Source organism: Bradyrhizobium sp. CCBAU 45384, assembly GCF_028128665.1.
GTDB classification, from domain to species: domain Bacteria; phylum Pseudomonadota; class Alphaproteobacteria; order Rhizobiales; family Xanthobacteraceae; genus Bradyrhizobium; species Bradyrhizobium manausense.
In genome coordinates this window covers 614,291-632,204 of sequence record NZ_LBIZ01000120.1, presented here as the reverse complement: position 1 = coordinate 632,204, position 17,914 = coordinate 614,291, and the positions used below count along the sequence as shown (strand labels likewise).

Genomic DNA, 17,914 nt, shown 5'->3' with positions numbered 1-17,914 from the left:
GCTGTCATTCCGGGGCGATGCGAAGCATCGAACCCGGAATCTCGAGATCCCGGGTCTGGTCCTTCGGACCATCCCGGGATGACATCGAAGGCATTTCGCCTTCGATGTCACTGCCCCAGATACTTCTTCATCTCCGCGATCAGCCCCTCGCGCAGCTCGGGGCGCTTGAGCGCATAGGCGATGTTGGCGCGGAGGAAGCCGGGCTTGGAGCCGCAATCATGGCGCTCGCCCTCGAACTCGACGCCGTAGAACTTCTGCGATTTGGAAAGGCCGATCATCGCGTCGGTGAGCTGGATCTCGCCGCCGGCGCCGCGCTCCTGGGTCTCCAGAATCTTGAAGATCTCGGGCTGGAGGATGTAGCGGCCGGTGATGGAAAGGTTTGAGGGCGCGGTGCCTTTGGCCGGCTTCTCGACCATGCCGTCGACCTCGAACATCTTGCCGCTGCGTTTTCCGACGCCGCAGATGCCGTATTGATGGGTGAGATGGTCGGGCACCGCCTCGACCGCGACCAGGTTGGACTTCTCGCCGAGCGTCGCAGCCGTCTCGATCATCTGCTTCAGGCAACCCGGCGTGTTGAGCACGAGCTCGTCGGGCAGCACCACCGCGAACGGCTCGTTGCCGACGATGTCGCGCGCGCACCAGACCGCGTGGCCGAGACCGAGCGGCGCCTGCTGGCGGGTGAAGCTGACGGCGCCGGCTTCCGGCTGGTTCTGCGCCAGGATTTCCTGCTCGGTCTTCTTGCCGCGTGCGGCAAGCGTAGAGTCGAGCTCGAACATCCTGTCGAAATGATCCTCGATGACGTTCTTGTTGCGGCCGGTGACGAAGACGAAGTGCTCGATGCCGGCTTCCCGCGCCTCGTCATAGACGTACTGGATCAGGGGCTTGTCGACGATGGTGAGCATTTCTTTCGGCATCGCCTTGGTGGCGGGCAGGACGCGGGTGCCGAGACCGGCGACGGGAAATACGGCTTTGCGGATTTTCATGTGATTGATCGAATACCTTGGAGCGCGCGTGAAAGAAGCAATGGCATCTTGCTAGCCGTTTTGCAGCCGGTAACAAAGGCGGATGTTGGGCTCCGTCTCCGAGAATTTGCGAAAAAGGTGACCAGCAAAAATTCACCTTTGTTAAGATATTGGCAACCGTAACGAGGCCTCCTGATGGCGGATTTTCGGCCGACGAGTGGGATATGAGACGATTGGTGACAGCGGTAACATCAACATTGGCCGGCGCAACAATGCTTGCGGCCGGCTTGCTGTTCCCCGCGCAGGCCCAAGCACAACAGGGGCAAAACGGCCTGTCCAACCTGTTCGGCGGTATTTTCTCCGGCTCGAACCCGCAGCCGTCGCAAGCCCCGCCCGGCCCTGGCGGTGCCCAACCATGGTCTGGCGAGGACGGCGCCTCCGGCCATCCGCTGATGACGGCGGCTGCGATCCGCGAGGCGGCCGGCAATTTCGACAATTGCGTTGCGGGGATGTGGCCGGATGCCGCAAGGCGCGGCATCACGCAGGAGAATTTTCAGCGCTTCACCGCCGGGCTTACGCCCGACCTGCGCATCATGGACCTGATGGATTCGCAGCCGGAATTCTCGAAGTCGATCTGGGACTATCTCGACATCCTCGTGAATGACAACCGCCTCGCCAAAGGCAGGGAGATCCTCGTCCAATACAAGGCGCAGTTCGACGCGACCGAAAAGGCCTATGGCGTCGATCGCTATATCATCGCCGCGATCTGGGGCATCGAGTCCAACTATTCGACGCAGATGGGCGACCGCAGCGTGCTGCAATCGACCGCGACGCTCGCCTGCATCGGCCGCCGCCAGGCCTATTTCAAGGACGAGTTCCTCTCGGCACTGGAAATCCTCAACCGCGGCGATCTCAGGCCGGAGCAGATGCGCGGCTCCTGGGCCGGCGCGTTCGGCCCGACCCAGTTCATGCCGACCGCGTTCAAGCGCTTTGCCGTGGACGGCGACGGCGACGGACGGCGCGACGTCGTCGACAACCCGACCGACCTGATCGCCTCGACCGCCAACAATCTGAAGAAGGACGGCTGGCAGAGCGGCCAGAGCTGGGGCTTTGAGGTCGTGGTGCCCCAAGGCTTCAACTACATGCTGGCCGACCGCGCCAAGATGATGACGCTGGCGCAATGGGAGAAGCTCGGGCTGAAACGGGCGACGGGCCAGCCCTTCCCGCATCCGGCGGAGAAAGCCTATCTGCTCGCGCCCGCAGGCGCGCAAGGGCCGGGCTTCCTGATGCTGCAGAACTTCCGGGTCATCATGAAATACAATCCCGCCGAGGCCTATGCGCTGGCGATCGGCCATTTCGCCGACCGCCTGCGCGGCGGGCAGCCCTTTGTGCAGCCCTGGCCACGACAGGAACGGGAGCTCTCGCGGACCGAGCGGCTGGAACTGCAGCAGTTGCTGGCCCAGCGCGGTTTCTACAAGGGCACCCCGGACGGTCAGTTCGGCGGCCAGACCCGGGATGCCCTGCGCAATTTCCAGGTCTCGATCGGGCTCCCTGCCGACGGATTTGCCACCTCCGACGTGCTGGACCGGCTGCGCGGGCGGTAAAAACGGCCCGAAAGTAACCCTGAGCGGCGATTTCGTCGATCGGCGGTGCATTCCCTAAGAATCTGCAAGAGAATTTGCCCGTTTGGCGCCCGATTCCGTTATTATAACGACCTGTCTCCAGACCCCGTTGCGCGCGCCCGAGATCGCATGTCGAAGCCAAAATCCTTTTTCAAGGCGCTGACCGAGACCGGCCCGCTGATCGCGCTGGGGACGGCGCTTGCGATCCTGGTCTCGGTCGCGGGACCGGCCTCGGCGCAGTTCTTCAGCTTCCCCGGCTTCGGCGGCCCGCCGCAGCGCCAGGCGCCGCCGCAGCGTGGCGGCGGCTGGTTCGGCGGCGACTTCTTCGCGCCCTTCCAGCAACAGCAGCCGCAGGCTCCGCGCCAGGATTTTTCGCGCGCACCGGCGCCCGCCAAGCGCGACACCATTGCCGACAAGAACGTGCTGGTGATCGGCGATGCCATGGCCGACTGGCTCGCCTACGGCCTGGAAGACGCCTATACCGAGCAGCCCGACATGGGCGTGATCCGCAAGCACAAGACCACGTCCGGGCTGATCAAATACCAGCCGAAGGGCGAGCCCTCGGACTGGGCCGCGGCCGCAAAGGGCATTCTGGAGACCGAGAAGCCTGACGTCATCGTCGTCATGCTCGGCCTCAACGACCGCATTTCGATCCGCGAGCCCGTCACCGAGAAGCCGGCGGACAAGGACAAAGACAAAGACAAAGACAAAGACAAAGACAAGAAGAACGACAAGGGCGCGCGCGCCAAGCCGCAAGGCAAGCAGGGGGATGCGAAGCCCGGCGACGCCAAGCCCGACTCCGCCGCGAAGCCGGACGACAAGCCTGTCGACACCGACCTGCCGCAGGACGACGCCGATAACGCTGATGCGCCGGCGAGCGCGCCCGAGAAGACCGCACGCAATCCAAATGGCGTCTATGAATTCCGTGACGACCATTGGGTCGAACTCTACAGCAAGAAGATCGAGGAGCTCGCGAACGTCCTGAAGGCCAAGGGCGTGCCGGTGCTCTGGGTCGGCTTGCCTGCGATCCGCGGCCCCAAGGGCACCGCAGACATGCTGTTCCTGGATTCGCTCTATCGCGAAGGCGCGGCCAAGGCCGGCATCACCTATGTCGACGTCTGGGACGGCTTCGTCGACGAGGCCGGCCGCTTCCTGCAGAAGGGCCCTGACTTCGAAGGTCAGATCCGTCAGCTGCGCAGCGGCGACGGCGTCTATTTCACCAAGCCCGGCGCGCGCAAGCTCGCGCACTATGTCGAGCGCGAGATCACGCGTCTCCTGGCGGGCCGCTCCGGTCCCATCGCCCTGCCGAGCGAACCGGCGACGCCCGACACCAATGCCGAGCCCGGTAAGCCGCCGCCGCGGCCGCTCGCCGGCCCGATCGTGCCGCTGGTTGCGGCCTCGATCGCGACCGATCAATTGCTGGGTGGACCAGGCACGCGTCCAGCCGCTGTCGATGCGCTCGCCGCCAAAACGCTGGTGAAGGGCGAGCCGCTGGCCGCGCCCGCGGGCCGCGCGGATGATTATTCCTGGCCGCGCCGCGAGGTCGGCCGCGAGCAGGCCAAGGGCGATACGCCGGTTGCGGCGACGACGCCCGACGGAGGTGCTGCGGCTCCCGGAGCGCCCGGCACGCCTGGTGCAGCTTCTGCGGTCGCGCCTCCCAAGCCGCCCGCACCGAAGAAGCCGCCGCAGCAACCGGCACAGGCAACCCCGTCACTGCGTGATTTCTTCGGCTTTGGCTCGCCGCAGCCCGCGCCGCGCCAGCTGGCGCCGCCGCCGCGCAACCCGAATCCGAATCCTGCGATCCCGCGTCCGCCCGGCAATGTCGGGCGTGCGGCGGAAGTTCGGTAGGCGCAGGTCATTCCGGGGCGTGCGAAGCACGAGCTATGGTGCGCAATTGCGCACCTGAGAATCCATCGTGCCACCGTCAATGTCGATGAATCGATTCCGGGCTCGCGCCAAGAGGCGCGCCCCGGAATGACGGACAGGCTCAGCCGTAATAGCGCCAGCGCGGCGGCGGGCGACGTGCCGGGCGCGACATCAGAAGCGCGAGCGCAAAGCCGATGCCGCCGGCAACCAGCAGCGCGCCGAGCGGATTGTCCTGCACCTTCTTCGACAGCGCCTGCGATCCGTCGCGAAGCGTCTCGCCACTGTTCTCATAGGCGTCCTTGGCATAGCTCGTGGCGGTGTCCGCAGCGTCGCGCACGGCGTCCTTGGCCTGGCCGTAGAGATTCTGCACGGTGCCGGCGGCTTCGCGCGCCTTGCCCGACGCCTGTGTCTGCGCATCGCCTGCGAGATCGCCGACGGCGCCTTCCGCGCGTCCAGCGAATTCCTTGGCCGATCCGACGATCCTGTCCTTGTCCATGATGCTCCTCCTCGGGGGTCTGCCCAAGTAACCGATCAGGAGCAGCGCAGTTCCACGGCTGCGTGGAGTTTGGACTAGAGAATAAGCCCGTCATCGACCACGAGCGTCTGTCCAATGATGTACGACGACAGCGGCGAGGCCAGGAACAGCGCGGCACCCGCCATGTCGGCCGGCGTGCCCAATCGCCGCAGCGGAATCCGTGCCAATGCGCCTTCGAGCCGCTTCGGATTGTCCGTCGTCACCTTCGTCATTTTGGTGTCGACGAGGCCGGGCGCGATGCCGTTGACGCGGATGCCGTCCTCGGCCCACGCCTCGCCCAAGGTCCGCGTCAAGCCGACCGCGCCGGTCTTCGAGGCGTTGTAGGCAGGATTGCCCATGGTGGAATGATAGGCCGCGGTCGAGGACACCATGATCAGTGCGCCCTTGGAATCCCGCAACATGGAATGAAATCGCATCGCGCACGCCATCAGGCTCATCAGGTTGACCTCGACCACCTTGCGGAAGCCCGCCATCTCGAACTCGCCACGGCGATAGATCACCGCGCCCTGCGCGAGCACGAGAATGTCGAGCCTATCGAACGATGGCTTGAACGCTTCGATGGCGCCGGCATTGCTGACGTCGAGCTGCGCGTAGGCAAGACCGGTGAGATCGGAGCCCTCCTCCGCCTGATATTCCGTTGCACGCGCTCGTGTGCCGCATACCGCTACGCCAGCACCCCTCGCGCGAAAGGCTTGGGCAATGCCATTGCCGATGCCGCTGGAACCACCGACCACCAGCACCTGCCTGCCTGAGAAATCGAGTTCGTTCGCCATCGCGGCCTCCCCTTTTGTCTTGCTTGTTTGACCTGTCTGCGGATCGATGCCAGCCTTGTCCATCTCACAACAAGAAACAAGAGACCGCGAGGAAACAGCATGTCCGAGTTCAAAGAGCTCAGCCGCTCCGTGAAGGGTCTGACCGTTCTCGTCACCGGCGCGGCCAGCGGCATGGGCCGCGCCACTGCGCGCGTGTTCGCCGGCGAGGGCGCCAACGTCGCGGTCACCGATTATGACGAGCAAGGCGGCCGCGCCGTCGCGAAAGATATTACAGCGAGCGGCGGAACGGCGAAGGCGTGGAAGCTCGACGTCGCTGACGGCGGCGAGATCAAGCGCGTGGTTGGCGATGTCGCCGCGCATTTCGGCGGGCTCGACATCGTCATCAACAATGCCGGCATCTCTGTGCGCGTCGCGATCGACGACGAGGCTTACGACGACGCCTGGGCAAAGGGCATCGCGGTGATGTTGACGGCCCATCCGCGCATCATCCGCGCGGCGCTGCCGCATTTGCGCAAATCGAAGTCGGCGCGCATCGTCAATATTGCTTCGACCGAAGCGCTGGGCGCCACAGTATTGCACAGCCCCTATTCGGCGGCGAAGGGCGGCGTCGCGAGCCTGACGCGATCGCTCGCAGTCGAGCTCGGCCGCGAGGGCATCACCGTCAATTGCATCTGCCCGGGCCCGATCCGCACCGCCATCACCGATCGCATCTCCGAGGAGCACAAGTCCATCTACGCCAAACGTCGCACCGCACTCGGCCGCTATGGCGATGCCGAGGAGGTCGCGCATATGACGTTGAGCCTGTGCCTGCCAGCGGCATCGTTCCTGACCGGTGCCGTGATCCCCGTCGACGGCGGCCTGATGGCGCGGAACGCGTGACGGTATGGCGTCGCCCGGATGAAGCGGAGCGTAATCCGGGGTTCTCATCTGGCGGAAAGCCCCCCGGATTGCGCTCCGCTCCATCCGGGCTACAAGGGAGCCATGCGTGCCGCGCGTTGACAACTGCGAGTGCCAGAGTAGCTTTTCACCGACAGAGCGGGACCAACCGCTCGCAGCCGCGGGAGAAACACCATGACGATCGCCATCCGGCAGCTTCAGAAGCATTTTGTCGGCGAGGTTTCGGGCCTCGACCTGCGAAAAGCTCTCACACCGGATGAGGCCCGCGAGATCGAGTCTGCCATGGACAAGTACGCGGTGCTCGTGTTCCACGACCAGGACATCAATGACGAGCAACAGATGGCCTTCGCGCTGAATTTCGGCCCGCGCGAGGACGCCCGCGGCGGCACGGTCACCAAGGAGAAGGACTACCGCCTGCAGTCCGGCCTCAACGACGTCTCCAATCTCGGCAAGGACGGCAAGCCGCTGGCCAAGGACAGCCGCGCGCATCTGTTCAATCTCGGCAATTGCCTGTGGCACTCCGACAGCTCGTTCCGCCCGATCCCGGCAAAGTTCTCGCTGCTGTCGGCCCGCGTGGTGAACCCGAAGGGCGGCAACACCGAATTCGCCGACATGCGCGCGGCCTATGATGCGCTGGATGACGAGACCAAGGCGGAGATCGAGGACCTCGTCTGCGAGCACTCGCTGATGTATTCGCGCGGATCGCTCGGCTTCACCGAGTATACCGACGAGGAAAAGGAGATGTTCAAGCCGGTGCTGCAGCGGCTGGTAAGGACCCATCCCGTGCATCGCCGCAAATCGCTGTATCTCTCATCGCATGCCGGCAAGGTCGTCGGCATGAGTGTGCCGGAAGGACGGCTGTTGCTGCGCGACCTGAATGAGCACGCCACGCAGGCAGAGTTCGTCTACGTCCACAAATGGAAGCTGCATGACCTCGTGATGTGGGACAACCGCCAGACCATGCACCGCGTCCGCCGCTACGACCAGTCGCAGCCCCGCGACATGCGCCGCGCAACGGTGGCGGGCACCGAGCCGACGGTGCAACAGCAGGCGGCGGAGTAGGCGCAGCACAGTAACAGGTGTCATCGCCCGGCTTGACCGGGCGATCCAGTACCCCGAGACAGTTAATGCAGCCGACAAGCTGCGGTGTACTGGATGCCCAGGTCAAGCCGGGGCATGACGGCAGAGGGTGGGGCGAGCAGCGAGCCCGACGGCTGCGAGAGTAGGGCCGGTTACGCGTGCCCGGCCTCGTTCGACAGCATGCCGGGATCGATGCCGATCTTGCGCAGGGCGCGGCCGTATTTTTCGTCGACGTCGTCGCCGAAGATCAGGTCCGCATCCGCATCGCAGTGCAACCAGCCGTTGCTCTGGATCTCGGTCTCGAGCTGGCCCGGCCCCCAGCCGGCATAGCCGAGTGCGAGGATGGCGTGCTTGGGGCCGGAACCATTGGCGATCGCACGCAGGATGTCGACCGTCGCGGTGAGGCAGACGCCGTCGTCGATCCGCAGCGTCGCGTTCTCGATATAGAAATCGCTGGAATGCAGCACGAAGCCGCGGCCGGTGTCGACCGGGCCGCCACGCAGCACCTTCATGCTTTCGGCATTTTCGGGCAGCTTGATGTGCTCGCCCTTCTTGACGATGCCGAGCTGCTCGAGCAGCTCCGGAAAGTCGATGCTGCCCGCGGGATGATTGACGATGATGCCCATCGCGCCCTCGGCAGAATGGGCGCAGAGATAGATCACCGAGCGCTCGAAGCGGGAGTCGCCCATCACTGGCATCGCGATCAGGAGCCGGCCGTCGAGGTAAACGGCGGAATTGGGGAGCCTGGAGCCTGTGCTGCGGGTGCTTTCGCCCGTCCTCTTGCCTGTGGGAGCCATCAGTGAAGCACTCCGGTTTGAATTCCTATCCTGATGTCGGGCCGGCCTGCTGTCAAATCAAGGCTTGCAGAGATATGATTCGGGCGCATCCATCACAAGCAATTCAATGGTTTGACCAGGGGCGACCCTGTAAAGACGTGCCATGCTGACCAGAGTTCCCCTGCAAGCGGCGATTGGCGTCGCAGCAACCTTGCTTGCGTCGTCACTGGCGATGGCTGGCCATGCCGACGATGCGTCGCCGTGGCAGCGAGACGGACATTCCGCGGTGCGCCTGCTCGCGGGATCGCGCAGCGGCACGGTGTTGCTCGGCGGTATCGCCATCCAGCTCGAGCCCGGCTGGAAGACCTACTGGCGCATGCCGGGCGATTCCGGCGTTCCACCGCGGTTCGACTTCTCCAAGTCGGACAATGTCGAAGCCGTGACCGTGATGTGGCCGGCGCCGCAAAAGTTTGACGACGGCGCGGGCGGCCATTCGATCGGCTATCACGATCAGATCGTGCTGCCCTTGCGCATCGTCGCCAAGGCGGCCGACAAGCCTGTGACGCTGCGCGCCGAGATCAACTACGCGGTCTGCGAAAAGCTCTGCATTCCCGTCGATGCCAATGTCGAGCTCGGCTTCAACAACGTCGCATCGACTGAAGACGGCAATTTGCGCGCAGCGCTCGACGCCGTGCCGAAGCCCGCCAATATCGGAGACCCCAATCCGCTGACCATCCGCGACGTCAAGCGCGACGGGCCCAAGAACGTGGTGGTCGATGTCGTCGCCCCCGAGGGCAGCAAGGTCAATCTGTTCGTGGAAGGGCCGACGCCGGAGTGGTCGCTGCCGATTCCCGATGTGGTCGAGCCCGGCCCGCCTGGCGTGAAGCGATTTTCCTTCGAGCTCGAAGGATTGCCGCCGGGCGTCAAGCCTGATGGCGCGGCACTGAAATTCACGCTGGTGGGGCCGGACAAATCCTACGAGTTCAATACGAACTTGGAGTAGTTGTCGTCCCGGCGGAGGCCGGGACCCATACTCCGAGAAAGAAGTTGCTAGCCTAGCCGGCAACCACAAATCTTCGTCAAACCAAATCCTGTGGTTATGGGTCCCGGCCTTCGCCGGGACGACGGCAGCGGTGGACCAACTGCGTAACGCCCACCCAACCGAATCTTAACGAATGGTTGCTAAGTCCGGACCCTGCCGCAGCATGCGGACGTCTGGGGATCTCGACTTGGCCGTGATGGATGCAGAACCCGCAACGACCAGACCGGCCGGCCTGATCACGCGGCTGCGGGGAAAACTGACGGGCGGCTCGAGCGAAGCATCGCTGACGCGGCGGCTGGCCGGCACCATCTTCATCATCCGCGTCATCAGCGCGGGCCTCGCCTATCTTTCGCAGGTGCTGCTGGCGCGCTGGATGGGGACATCCGACTACGGCGTCTACGTCTATGTCTGGACCTGGGTGCTGCTGCTCGGCAGCATGATGGATTTCGGCATCTCCGCCTCCGCGCAAAAGATCATTCCGGAATATCGCGCCAGCGGCAATCATGCATTGTTACGCGGCTTTCTGTCCGGCAGCCGCTGGCTGACCTTCGCCGTCTCCACGCTGGTGTCGCTCGCGCTTGCCGGCATCGTCAGGCTTCTCTCGCCCTGGATCGATCCGGCCGAGGAGCTGCCGCTCTATATCGGCTGCATGACGTTGCCCGCCTTCGTCGTCGCCAACACCCAGGACGGCATCGCGCGCTCGCATGACTGGATGCAGCTCGGCCTGATGCCGCAATTCATCATCCGCCAGGCGCTGATCATCGGCATCACCGCCGGTGCCTTCCTGCTCGGCTATCATCTCGGCGCGGTCGCGGCGATGGTGGCGAGCCTGGGTGCCGTGTGGATCGCGATGGCCGGACAGATGGTGGTGCTGAACCGCAGGCTCGCCGATCACATCGCGCCGGGCGCCAAGGCCTACGACATCGGCGGCTGGCTCGCGATCTCGCTGCCGATCCTTTTGGTCGAAGGTTTTTATTTGCTGCTCTCCTACACCGACGTGCTGGTGCTGCAGCAGTTCCGTCCCTCCGACGAGGTCGGCGTCTACTTTGCTGTGGTGAAGACGCTGGCACTGGTGTCGTTCATTCACTACGCGATGTCGGCAACGACGGCGCATCGCTTCGCCGAATACAACGCCAGCGGCGACAGAGCGCGCCTGTCAGCCTATGTCGCGCACGCCATCGCCTGGACATTCTGGCCGTCGCTGGCGGCAACCATCGCGCTGCTCGCGCTCGGCAAGCCGCTGCTCTGGCTGTTCGGACCGCAATTCGTTGTCGGCTACGACATCATGTTCGTCGCCGCTGTTGGCCTCGTGGTGCGCGCCGCGATCGGCCCGGTGGAGCGGCTGCTCAACATGCTGGGCCAGCAGAAGATCTGCGCGCTGGCCTATGCGCTGGCGTTCGTCATGAACCTCGTGCTCTGCATCGCGTTGGTGCCGCGCTTCGGCGGCCATGGCGCCGCCGCCGCGACCTCGATCTCGCTCACCTTCGAGACCGTGCTGCTGTTCTGGATGGTGCGGCAGCGGCTGGGGCTGCACGTGTTGGCATTTGGTAAATAGGTCCGACGGAACCAGCCCCGGCGCACTCGTGGGGAACGACGACCTCGCAATACGTCCGGGAACAGAGAGAAACTTCTGCCTACCCCCAGCACGGAGCACAATTTTTCTTATTCGTCTGAGATAGTTGCGTCTCTGGGAAAGTTTATTCTACGTCATATTGCCCGACTGACGAGATAGACCTAGATTCCGCCAGCCATGATTGATCCGCCCTACCTCGCCCCGGGATTTAGTCTCGGCATGAGCTGCGTCGGCAGCGGCTCGCTGAGGACGACACGCGGCCCGCTGGGATGAAAGCCAAAGATGCCTCCGATTGACACCGCTTTGATCGTTCTTGCAGGGATCGCCCTGTTTGCGGCCTTCGTGAACGGTGCGCTTGGTTATGGATTTTCGTCCCTAACCGTGCCGGTCGCGCTCGTTTTCTATGCCAACCGCGTGCTCAATCCGGCTTTGGTCCTGATCGAAGTCTTCGTGAACGTGTACGTTCTCTTTATCAATCGAGCCGGCGTTCCAGCTGTCTGGAAGCGCGTGTTTCCCATCCTCATCGGCATGCTGCCTGGCATCGCGGTCGGAGCCTATGCTCTGTCCATGGTTCAGCCCGTCTGGATCAAACTCGCCACCTACTCGCTTATCCTGCCTCTTATTCTACTGCAGGCAGCCGGCTGGCGGAGGCCCATTCAATTACGCTGGCTGGTTGGCCTGCCCTTTGGAGCGACCCTGGGAATCCTGTACTCGTTAACGACCATTTCAGGCCCCCCTTTGGCGATGTTGTTCAACAATCAGGGTCTGGTCAAAGACGAGTTTCGAGCCGGCCTGGCGCTGGTTCGGGTAACCGAGTCCTGCCTGACTGCGCTCGCTTACTACTATCTCGGCCTCTTCATCGCAGAAAGCACCGCCATTTTGCCGGTGCTAGCCGTCTGTGCCACCGTTGGTATTCCGCTTGGCGCCTTTTTCATCCACCGGATGGATCCCGAGACATTTCGCCGGATATGCATGAGCTTTGATGCCTGGGTTGTGGGATTCGGTCTCTCGCGCGTGTTGATCGAGCTCAACCTGGCGGCAAGCCCATGGGCATACAGCGTGTTGGCGGGTACGATCCTGATAGACGTCTATTTGTTGTACGTCTTTTTCAGCTCCCCCAAAGCGGCCTCGCGCGGCTCAAGAATTCCTGCGGGTTTGGCAGCCCGTTCTTCAACCGCGCTGAGGCACTGAAGCGCTGTCGCTGGATACGACTGGCCCGCGCGGACCAGTTTGCATCGATGTCCAATTTCAGTCTCTAGGGTGGGCAAAGCGAAAGCGTGCCCACGACCTTTTTCAATCGGAGACAGATGGTGGGCACGGCGCAAGGGCGCCTCTGCCCACCCTACGGCATCTCGGCCGTTATTCCGCCGTCCAGCCGCCGTCGATCGACAGATTCGTGCCGGTAATCTGCGCGGCGTCGTCGCTGCACAGGAACAGCGCGAGCGCTGCGACCTGCTCCGACGTCACGAACTCCTTGGTCGGCTGCGCGTCGAGCAGCACGTCGTTGATGACCTGCTCGCGCGTGAGGTTGCGCGCCTTCATCGTATCCGGGATCTGCTTTTCCACCAGCGGCGTCCAGACATAACCGGGGCTGATGCAGTTGCAGGTGATCTTGTGGGTTGCGACCTCCAGCGCCACGGTCTTGGTCAGGCCGGCGATGCCGTGCTTGGCCGAGACGTAAGCCGACTTGAAGGGCGAGGCGACCAGCGAGTGCGCCGAGGCGGTATTGATGATGCGGCCCCAGCCCTTCTTCTTCATGCCGGGAACGGCGGCGCGGATGGCATGGAAGGCCGAGGACAGGTTGATCGCGATGATCTGGTCCCATTTCTCCGGCGGGAATTCCTCGATCGGCGAGACGAACTGGATGCCGGCATTGTTGACGAGAATGTCGACCGAGCCGAACGACTTTTCGCCGAGCGCGATCATCCCGGCGATCTCGGCCGGCTTGCTCATGTCGGCCGGCGAATAGACCGCCTTCACGCCGAAATCGGATTCGATCTTGGCGCGTTCCTTCTCGATGTCCTCGGGCGAACCGAAACCGTTGATGACGACATTGGCGCCGGCAGCCGCGAATGCGCGCGCATAAGCAAGGCCAATGCCGCTGGTCGAACCTGTTACGACGGCGTTCTTGCCTGAGAGAGTACCCATATTATTCGCTCCTTTTTGCCGGGGGCGCGGTGACGTCCCCCGTGAGATCGTAAGTCACCATGGTCTCGCCGGACTGCGGCTTCTCCAGCCAGTCCTTGTGGCGCATCGACAGATGCACGTCGCGCACGCCGCTTTCCCAGTGCTCGACCATGGCGACATGCGAGAAGTCGTAGTCCTTGGACGAGGATTCGTAGTTCTTGCTGCGATAGATCAGGTGCACCACCGTGACAGTGCTCTCACGAGAGACCTTCGCGAGGAACTCGACGGACGGATCGTTCTTGAGATAATCGGGCAATTTGGCAATCAGCTCGCGCGCCGCCCTGCGGGCGTTGTGCAACTGCTTGTTCTTGTCGGTGTTCATCCGCGTGCGGCTGGAGAAGCGGATGTCCTTCTCGCGCTCGGTCGCCTCGAGCAGCGAATTCGGCAGATCGCCGCGGGCGCTGAACAAATCGACCTGGAAGATGAGCAGGTCGCGATCAACCTCGGCATCGAGCACGAAGTCGAGCGGCGTGTTGGAGGCGATGCCGCCGTCCCAATAATGCTCGCCGTCGATAACGACCGACGGAAATCCCGGCGGCAGCGCGCCCGAGGCCATGATGTGCTCGGGACCGATGAGCTTGCCGAGCTTCTTGAACTCGTAATTGTCGAAATATTTGAAGTTGCCGGAGGTGACGCCGACGGCGCCGACCGACAGCCGCGTCTTCAGATCGTTGATGCGATCGAAGTCGACGAGACGCTCCAGCGTCTTCTTCAGCGGCGCGGTGTCGTAATAGCTCTCGGCCTGGGGACTGCCCGGCGGCCAGAGCGGCGCGGGCGGGAGGCGCGGCGTGAAGAAGCCGGGCACGCCGAAGGTCGCGATCAGCGCGGCACTGGTGGAATTGAACAGCTCGCGGCTGTGGTCGCTCTTGCCGATCGGCTTCCACGGCACCGGCGCGGAGACCATCTCCCAGAATTCCTTGAGCCGCTTGACGCGGGTGTGGCCCTCATTGCCGGCGATGATGGCGGCATTGACCGCGCCAATCGAGATGCCGGCGACCCATTCGGGCTCGAAGTCGAAATGGCACAGCGCCTGATAGGCGCCGGCTTGATAGGAGCCGAGCGCGCCGCCGCCCTGGAGGACCAGGACGCGCTGCGCCTTCGCGGGGACTGTTGCGACTTCCGGGCTATGATCGGTCATAGGGGGATATTAGCAAATAATCGCAAAACGCGAGCCACCGTGGCGACAGTCTAGCGCGACGTCAATGCACCCGGGATCAAGTCTGGCTTATCGGGGATCGGTCGACGCCAGGATCATGGTCCAGAACACCTTGTACTTGGTGCCCGGAGCATAGCTCGCCGCGATGCCTAATTTTGTGACACCGCTCTTGAGCATGTTGGCGCGATGCGGAGGCGAGTCGCGCCAGCCGGAAAACGCTTCCGCCAACGTATGATAGCCGGCCGAGATGTTCTCGACCGCAACGGTGGCCGGATAGCCGCCGGCGTTGAGCCGCTTACCCAGGGGCGCGCGGACGTCATGGTCCATCTTGTTGGCGGCGGCCATGGAGGCCGACTGGGATTCGGCGAGCCGCATCAGTTCGGGGTCGATCTCGACGCTGCCGAGGCCGTTGTTCTGGCGATATTGCGAGATCATGATCGCCGCGGCCGGCGCGTCGAGCTTGGCGCCCGGGACCGACATGTCGGTATACATCGACGGCTGCTGGATCGGCGCTTCATTGCCGGCGCAGCCGGCGAGAAGCAAAATGAGAAGGATCGCGGCCGCAGCGCGCATGTTCAGGGGCCCCCAAATGAGGGGGCGTTGTTGCATACCAACAATGGCTGAAAGGTGAATTTTGAGGAAAATTCGACCCTATCGGGCATCCGCAAAGATGCGGTAGCGGCGGGGCTCGAGGCCAACGGTGTCGCCGGCGCGCAGTCCCCGGTCGCGGGGGGCGTCGATCTCGATGGTCTCACCGCCTGAGAGCGTGACCTCGGCCCGCTGCACCGGGCCGAAATTGCGGACGTGCTGGACCGCGCCTTCGAAGGCGCCCGAGCCGGCCGGGCCGACCACCATGTCATGTCGCCGCACGAACAGCCTTGACGCGCCAGGCGCCAGCCCCTCCGCGGCGAGCTGCAGCGGGCTGTCGCCCAGCCTGACCACGCCCCCATCGACTTGAACCGGCAACTCGATGGACTCGCCGATGAAGCTGTGCACGAAGGCGGTCGCCGGCGTCTCGTAGACATCGTCGGGCGAGCCGACCTGCTCGATCCTGCCCTTGTCCATGACGACGACACGGTTGGCGACTTCGAGTGCCTCCTCCTGGTCGTGGGTGACGAAGATCGAGGTCACATGGATCTCATTGTGGAGCGAGCGCAGCCATTTGCGCAGCTCTTTGCGCACCTTCGCATCGAGCGCACCAAAGGGCTCGTCGAGCAAGAGAATGCGCGGCTCGATCGCGAGCGCGCGGGCGAGCGCGATGCGCTGGCGCTGGCCGCCGGAGAGCTGGCTCGGATAGCGGTCGGCGAGCCAGTCGAGCTGCACGAGATCGAGCAACTCTTTCACGCGCCTGCGGATGGTCGCCTCGTCTTTCCGGACCGCCCGCGGCTGGACGCGCAGGCCAAAGGCGACGTTCTCGAATACGCTCATGTGGCGGAACAGCGCGTAGTGCTGGAACACGAAGCCGACATGGCGCTCGCGCGCGCCCTGTGCCAGCGCGTCCTCGCCGTTGAAGGAGACCTCGCCGGCATCAGGCCAGTCCAGGCCGGCGATGATCCGCAGCAATGTGGTCTTGCCGGAGCCGGATGGGCCGAGCAGTGCGAGCAGCTCGCCGTCATTGACCTTGAGGTCGACGCCGTCGAGCGCAGCAAAGCTGCCGAACTTCTTGACGAGATTTTTGACTTCAATGGTCATGGACGTCGTGTCCTTCGTCGAGGTGACGTTCGAGGATGGTCTTTGCGACCAGCGTGACCAGCGCCAGCATCGCCAGCAGCGAGGCGATCGCAAACGCAGCGACGAACTGGTACTCGTTGTAGAGGATCTCGACCAGCAGCGGCATGGTGTTGGTCTCGCCGCGAATATGGCCGGAGACGACCGAGACGGCGCCGAACTCGCCCATCGCGCGGGCATTGCAGAGCAGAACGCCGTAGAGCACGCCCCATTTGATGTTGGGCAGCGTGACGCGGAAGAAGGTCTGCAGGCCCGAGGCACCCAGCGAGATCGCGGCTTCCTCTTCCTGCGTGCCCTGCTCCTGCATCAAGGGGATCAGCGCGCGCGCCACGAAGGGAAAGGTCACGAAGGTGGTGGCGAGCGCGATGCCGGGCACCGCGAACAGGATCTGGATGTCGTGATCCCTGAGCCAGCCGCCGAAATAGCCCTGCGCGCCGAACAGCAGCACGAAGACGAGGCCGGAAATGACGGGGCTCACCGAGAACGGCAGGTCGATCAACGTGATCAGGAACGTCTTGCCGGGAAATTCGAACTTTGCCACCGCCCAGGCGGCGACCAGGCCGAAGACGAGATTGAGGCTGACCGAGATTGCGGCGACCACCAGCGTCAGCTTGATCGCCGCCAGCGCCTCCGGCTCGGCAAGCGCCGCGAGATAGGCGAGAATTCCTTTCGCGAAGGCCTGCGCGAACACCACGACCAGCGGCAGCACGACGAAGACGGACAGGAACGCGATCGCCAGCGTAATGATGACGAGGCGCACCGCCTTGGGCTCGGTGCGGAGATTGTTGCGCGCGGCGGCCGCATGGGCGCGCGACTTCGCGTCGGGCGAGGACAGCGAAACGTTATCGGCGATCTGCATCGTCATCGCATTTCGCCCTAGTGCACCGGAATCCGGTCCTGCGCCCAGCGCTGCAACCGGTTCACCGCGAAGATGATGACGAAGGAAACGACGAGCATGACCACCGCGATGGCGGTCGCATCGGCGTAGCGGAATTCGGAGAGACGGATCACGATCAAGAGCGGTGCGATCTCGGAGACATTGGGCAGATTGCCGGCGATGAAGATCACCGAGCCGTATTCGCCGACCGCGCGGGCAAAGGCGAGCGCGAGGCCTGTGAGCAGCGCCGGCGCGAGCGAGGGCAGGATCACGCGGATGATGGTCTGCCAGCGGCTGGCGCCAAGGCTGCCCGCGGCTTCCTCGATCTCGGGATCGAGATCCTGCAGCACCGGCTGGACCGTGCGCACCACGAAGGGAATGCCGATGAAGATCATGGCGACGAAGATGCCGAGCGGCGTGAATGCCACCTTGATGCCGAGCGCAGCAAGCGGGGCGCCGAGCCAGCCCTTCTCGGCAAACAGCGAGGTCAGCGCAACGCCGGCAACGGCCGTCGGCAGCGCAAACGGCACGTCAACGATGGCATCGAAGAGTCGCCGGCCGGGAAACCGATAACGCACCAGCGCCCAGACGATGATGCTGCCCATGACGAGATTGACGCAGGCCGCCGCAAACGCAAGCCCGAAGGAGACGCGCAGTGCGTTCAACGTGCGGCGGCTGGAGAGGATGGCCCAGAACTGATCGAAACTGAGCTCGGTGGACCTCAGAAACAGCCCGGCGAGCGGAATCAGGATGATGACGGACAGCCAGGAAAGCGTCAGTCCCATCGTGAGACCGAAACCCGGCAAAGTCCGGCGTCGTAAAGCGATTGCGCTCACAAGG

17 protein-coding genes are annotated in these 17,914 nt (G+C 63.8%); 7 read left to right on the top strand and 10 right to left on the bottom strand.

Going from position 1 to position 17,914, the window contains the following annotated elements; all coding sequences use genetic code 11:
* Positions 1–107: 107 nt before the first annotated feature.
* The gene (locus XH80_RS42740) at positions 108–983 is read right to left on the bottom strand and encodes a UTP--glucose-1-phosphate uridylyltransferase (protein WP_271603805.1); all 876 of its coding nucleotides are present in this window, start codon (positions 981–983) and stop codon (positions 108–110) included.
* A gap of 251 nt (positions 984–1,234) precedes the next feature.
* Here XH80_RS42740 and XH80_RS42735 point away from each other — a divergent pair, with 251 nt between their 5' ends.
* Both XH80_RS42735 and XH80_RS42730 read left to right on the top strand, forming a co-directional pair.
* Positions 1,235–2,566, top strand: coding sequence for a lytic murein transglycosylase (locus tag XH80_RS42735; protein ID WP_442868546.1), 1,332 nt, complete (start codon positions 1,235–1,237; stop codon positions 2,564–2,566).
* 147 nt (positions 2,567–2,713) lie between these two features.
* Positions 2,714–4,432 carry an SGNH/GDSL hydrolase family protein gene (locus tag XH80_RS42730; RefSeq protein WP_271603803.1) on the top strand — a complete coding sequence of 573 codons (1,719 nt, stop codon included), beginning with the start codon at positions 2,714–2,716 and terminating at the stop codon, positions 4,430–4,432.
* A 139-nt stretch (positions 4,433–4,571) separates the two neighbouring features.
* Here the strand turns inward: XH80_RS42730 and XH80_RS42725 are convergent, their stop codons facing one another.
* Both XH80_RS42725 and XH80_RS42720 read right to left on the bottom strand, forming a co-directional pair.
* Positions 4,572–4,946, bottom strand: coding sequence for a CsbD family protein (locus XH80_RS42725; protein WP_271603802.1), 375 nt, complete (start codon positions 4,944–4,946; stop codon positions 4,572–4,574).
* A gap of 74 nt (positions 4,947–5,020) precedes the next feature.
* Positions 5,021–5,758, bottom strand: a complete 738-nt coding sequence (locus XH80_RS42720) for an SDR family NAD(P)-dependent oxidoreductase (protein ID WP_271603801.1) — start codon at positions 5,756–5,758, stop codon at positions 5,021–5,023.
* A 99-nt stretch (positions 5,759–5,857) separates the two neighbouring features.
* Between XH80_RS42720 and XH80_RS42715 the strand changes: the two genes are divergently transcribed.
* Together XH80_RS42715 and XH80_RS42710 are read left to right on the top strand one after the other, a co-directional pair.
* On the top strand, positions 5,858–6,637 hold the full coding sequence (locus XH80_RS42715) for an SDR family NAD(P)-dependent oxidoreductase (RefSeq protein WP_271603800.1): 780 nt from the start codon (positions 5,858–5,860) through the stop codon (positions 6,635–6,637).
* 192 nt (positions 6,638–6,829) lie between these two features.
* Positions 6,830–7,717 carry a TauD/TfdA dioxygenase family protein gene (locus XH80_RS42710; protein WP_271603799.1) on the top strand — a complete coding sequence of 296 codons (888 nt, stop codon included), beginning with the start codon at positions 6,830–6,832 and terminating at the stop codon, positions 7,715–7,717.
* 170 nt (positions 7,718–7,887) lie between these two features.
* Here XH80_RS42710 and XH80_RS42705 read toward each other — a convergent pair whose 3' ends face one another.
* Complete coding sequence (locus tag XH80_RS42705; RefSeq protein WP_271603798.1) at positions 7,888–8,532, bottom strand: YqgE/AlgH family protein; 645 nt, start codon at positions 8,530–8,532, stop codon at positions 7,888–7,890.
* A gap of 142 nt (positions 8,533–8,674) precedes the next feature.
* Here XH80_RS42705 and XH80_RS42700 point away from each other — a divergent pair, with 142 nt between their 5' ends.
* The 3 genes from XH80_RS42700 to XH80_RS42690 all read left to right on the top strand — a co-directional run bounded on the left by XH80_RS42700 (position 8,675) and on the right by XH80_RS42690 (position 12,317).
* A complete protein-coding gene (locus XH80_RS42700; RefSeq protein ID WP_271603797.1) occupies positions 8,675–9,514 on the top strand; it encodes a protein-disulfide reductase DsbD domain-containing protein in 840 nt (279 codons plus the stop codon).
* Between the two features lie 226 nt (positions 9,515–9,740).
* Complete coding sequence (locus tag XH80_RS42695; RefSeq protein WP_271603796.1) at positions 9,741–11,108, top strand: oligosaccharide flippase family protein; 1,368 nt, start codon at positions 9,741–9,743, stop codon at positions 11,106–11,108.
* 300 nt (positions 11,109–11,408) lie between these two features.
* Positions 11,409–12,317 carry a sulfite exporter TauE/SafE family protein gene (locus XH80_RS42690; RefSeq protein WP_271603795.1) on the top strand — a complete coding sequence of 303 codons (909 nt, stop codon included), beginning with the start codon at positions 11,409–11,411 and terminating at the stop codon, positions 12,315–12,317.
* Positions 12,318–12,485: 168 nt separating this feature from the next.
* On the opposite strand, the gene XH80_RS42685 is transcribed toward XH80_RS42690, so the two are convergent.
* The 6 genes from XH80_RS42685 to cysT form a co-directional block, all read right to left on the bottom strand.
* On the bottom strand, positions 12,486–13,274 hold the full coding sequence (locus XH80_RS42685; protein WP_057759367.1) for a 3-hydroxybutyrate dehydrogenase: 789 nt from the start codon (positions 13,272–13,274) through the stop codon (positions 12,486–12,488).
* A gap of 1 nt (position 13,275) precedes the next feature.
* Complete coding sequence (locus XH80_RS42680) at positions 13,276–14,451, bottom strand: patatin-like phospholipase family protein (protein WP_271603794.1); 1,176 nt, start codon at positions 14,449–14,451, stop codon at positions 13,276–13,278.
* Between the two features lie 87 nt (positions 14,452–14,538).
* On the bottom strand, positions 14,539–15,042 hold the full coding sequence (locus XH80_RS42675) for a CAP domain-containing protein (RefSeq protein ID WP_271603793.1): 504 nt from the start codon (positions 15,040–15,042) through the stop codon (positions 14,539–14,541).
* A 78-nt stretch (positions 15,043–15,120) separates the two neighbouring features.
* The gene (locus XH80_RS42670) at positions 15,121–16,161 is read right to left on the bottom strand and encodes a sulfate/molybdate ABC transporter ATP-binding protein (RefSeq protein WP_271603792.1); all 1,041 of its coding nucleotides are present in this window, start codon (positions 16,159–16,161) and stop codon (positions 15,121–15,123) included.
* A complete protein-coding gene (gene cysW / locus XH80_RS42665; protein ID WP_271603791.1) occupies positions 16,151–17,062 on the bottom strand; it encodes a sulfate ABC transporter permease subunit CysW in 912 nt (303 codons plus the stop codon). The genes XH80_RS42670 and cysW overlap by 11 nt, the downstream gene beginning before the upstream one ends.
* Before the next feature lie 11 nt (positions 17,063–17,073).
* Entirely contained in the window at positions 17,074–17,910 is an 837-nt protein-coding gene (gene cysT / locus XH80_RS42660) for a sulfate ABC transporter permease subunit CysT (protein ID WP_271603790.1), read from the bottom strand.
* Positions 17,911–17,914: the final 4 nt, after the last annotated feature.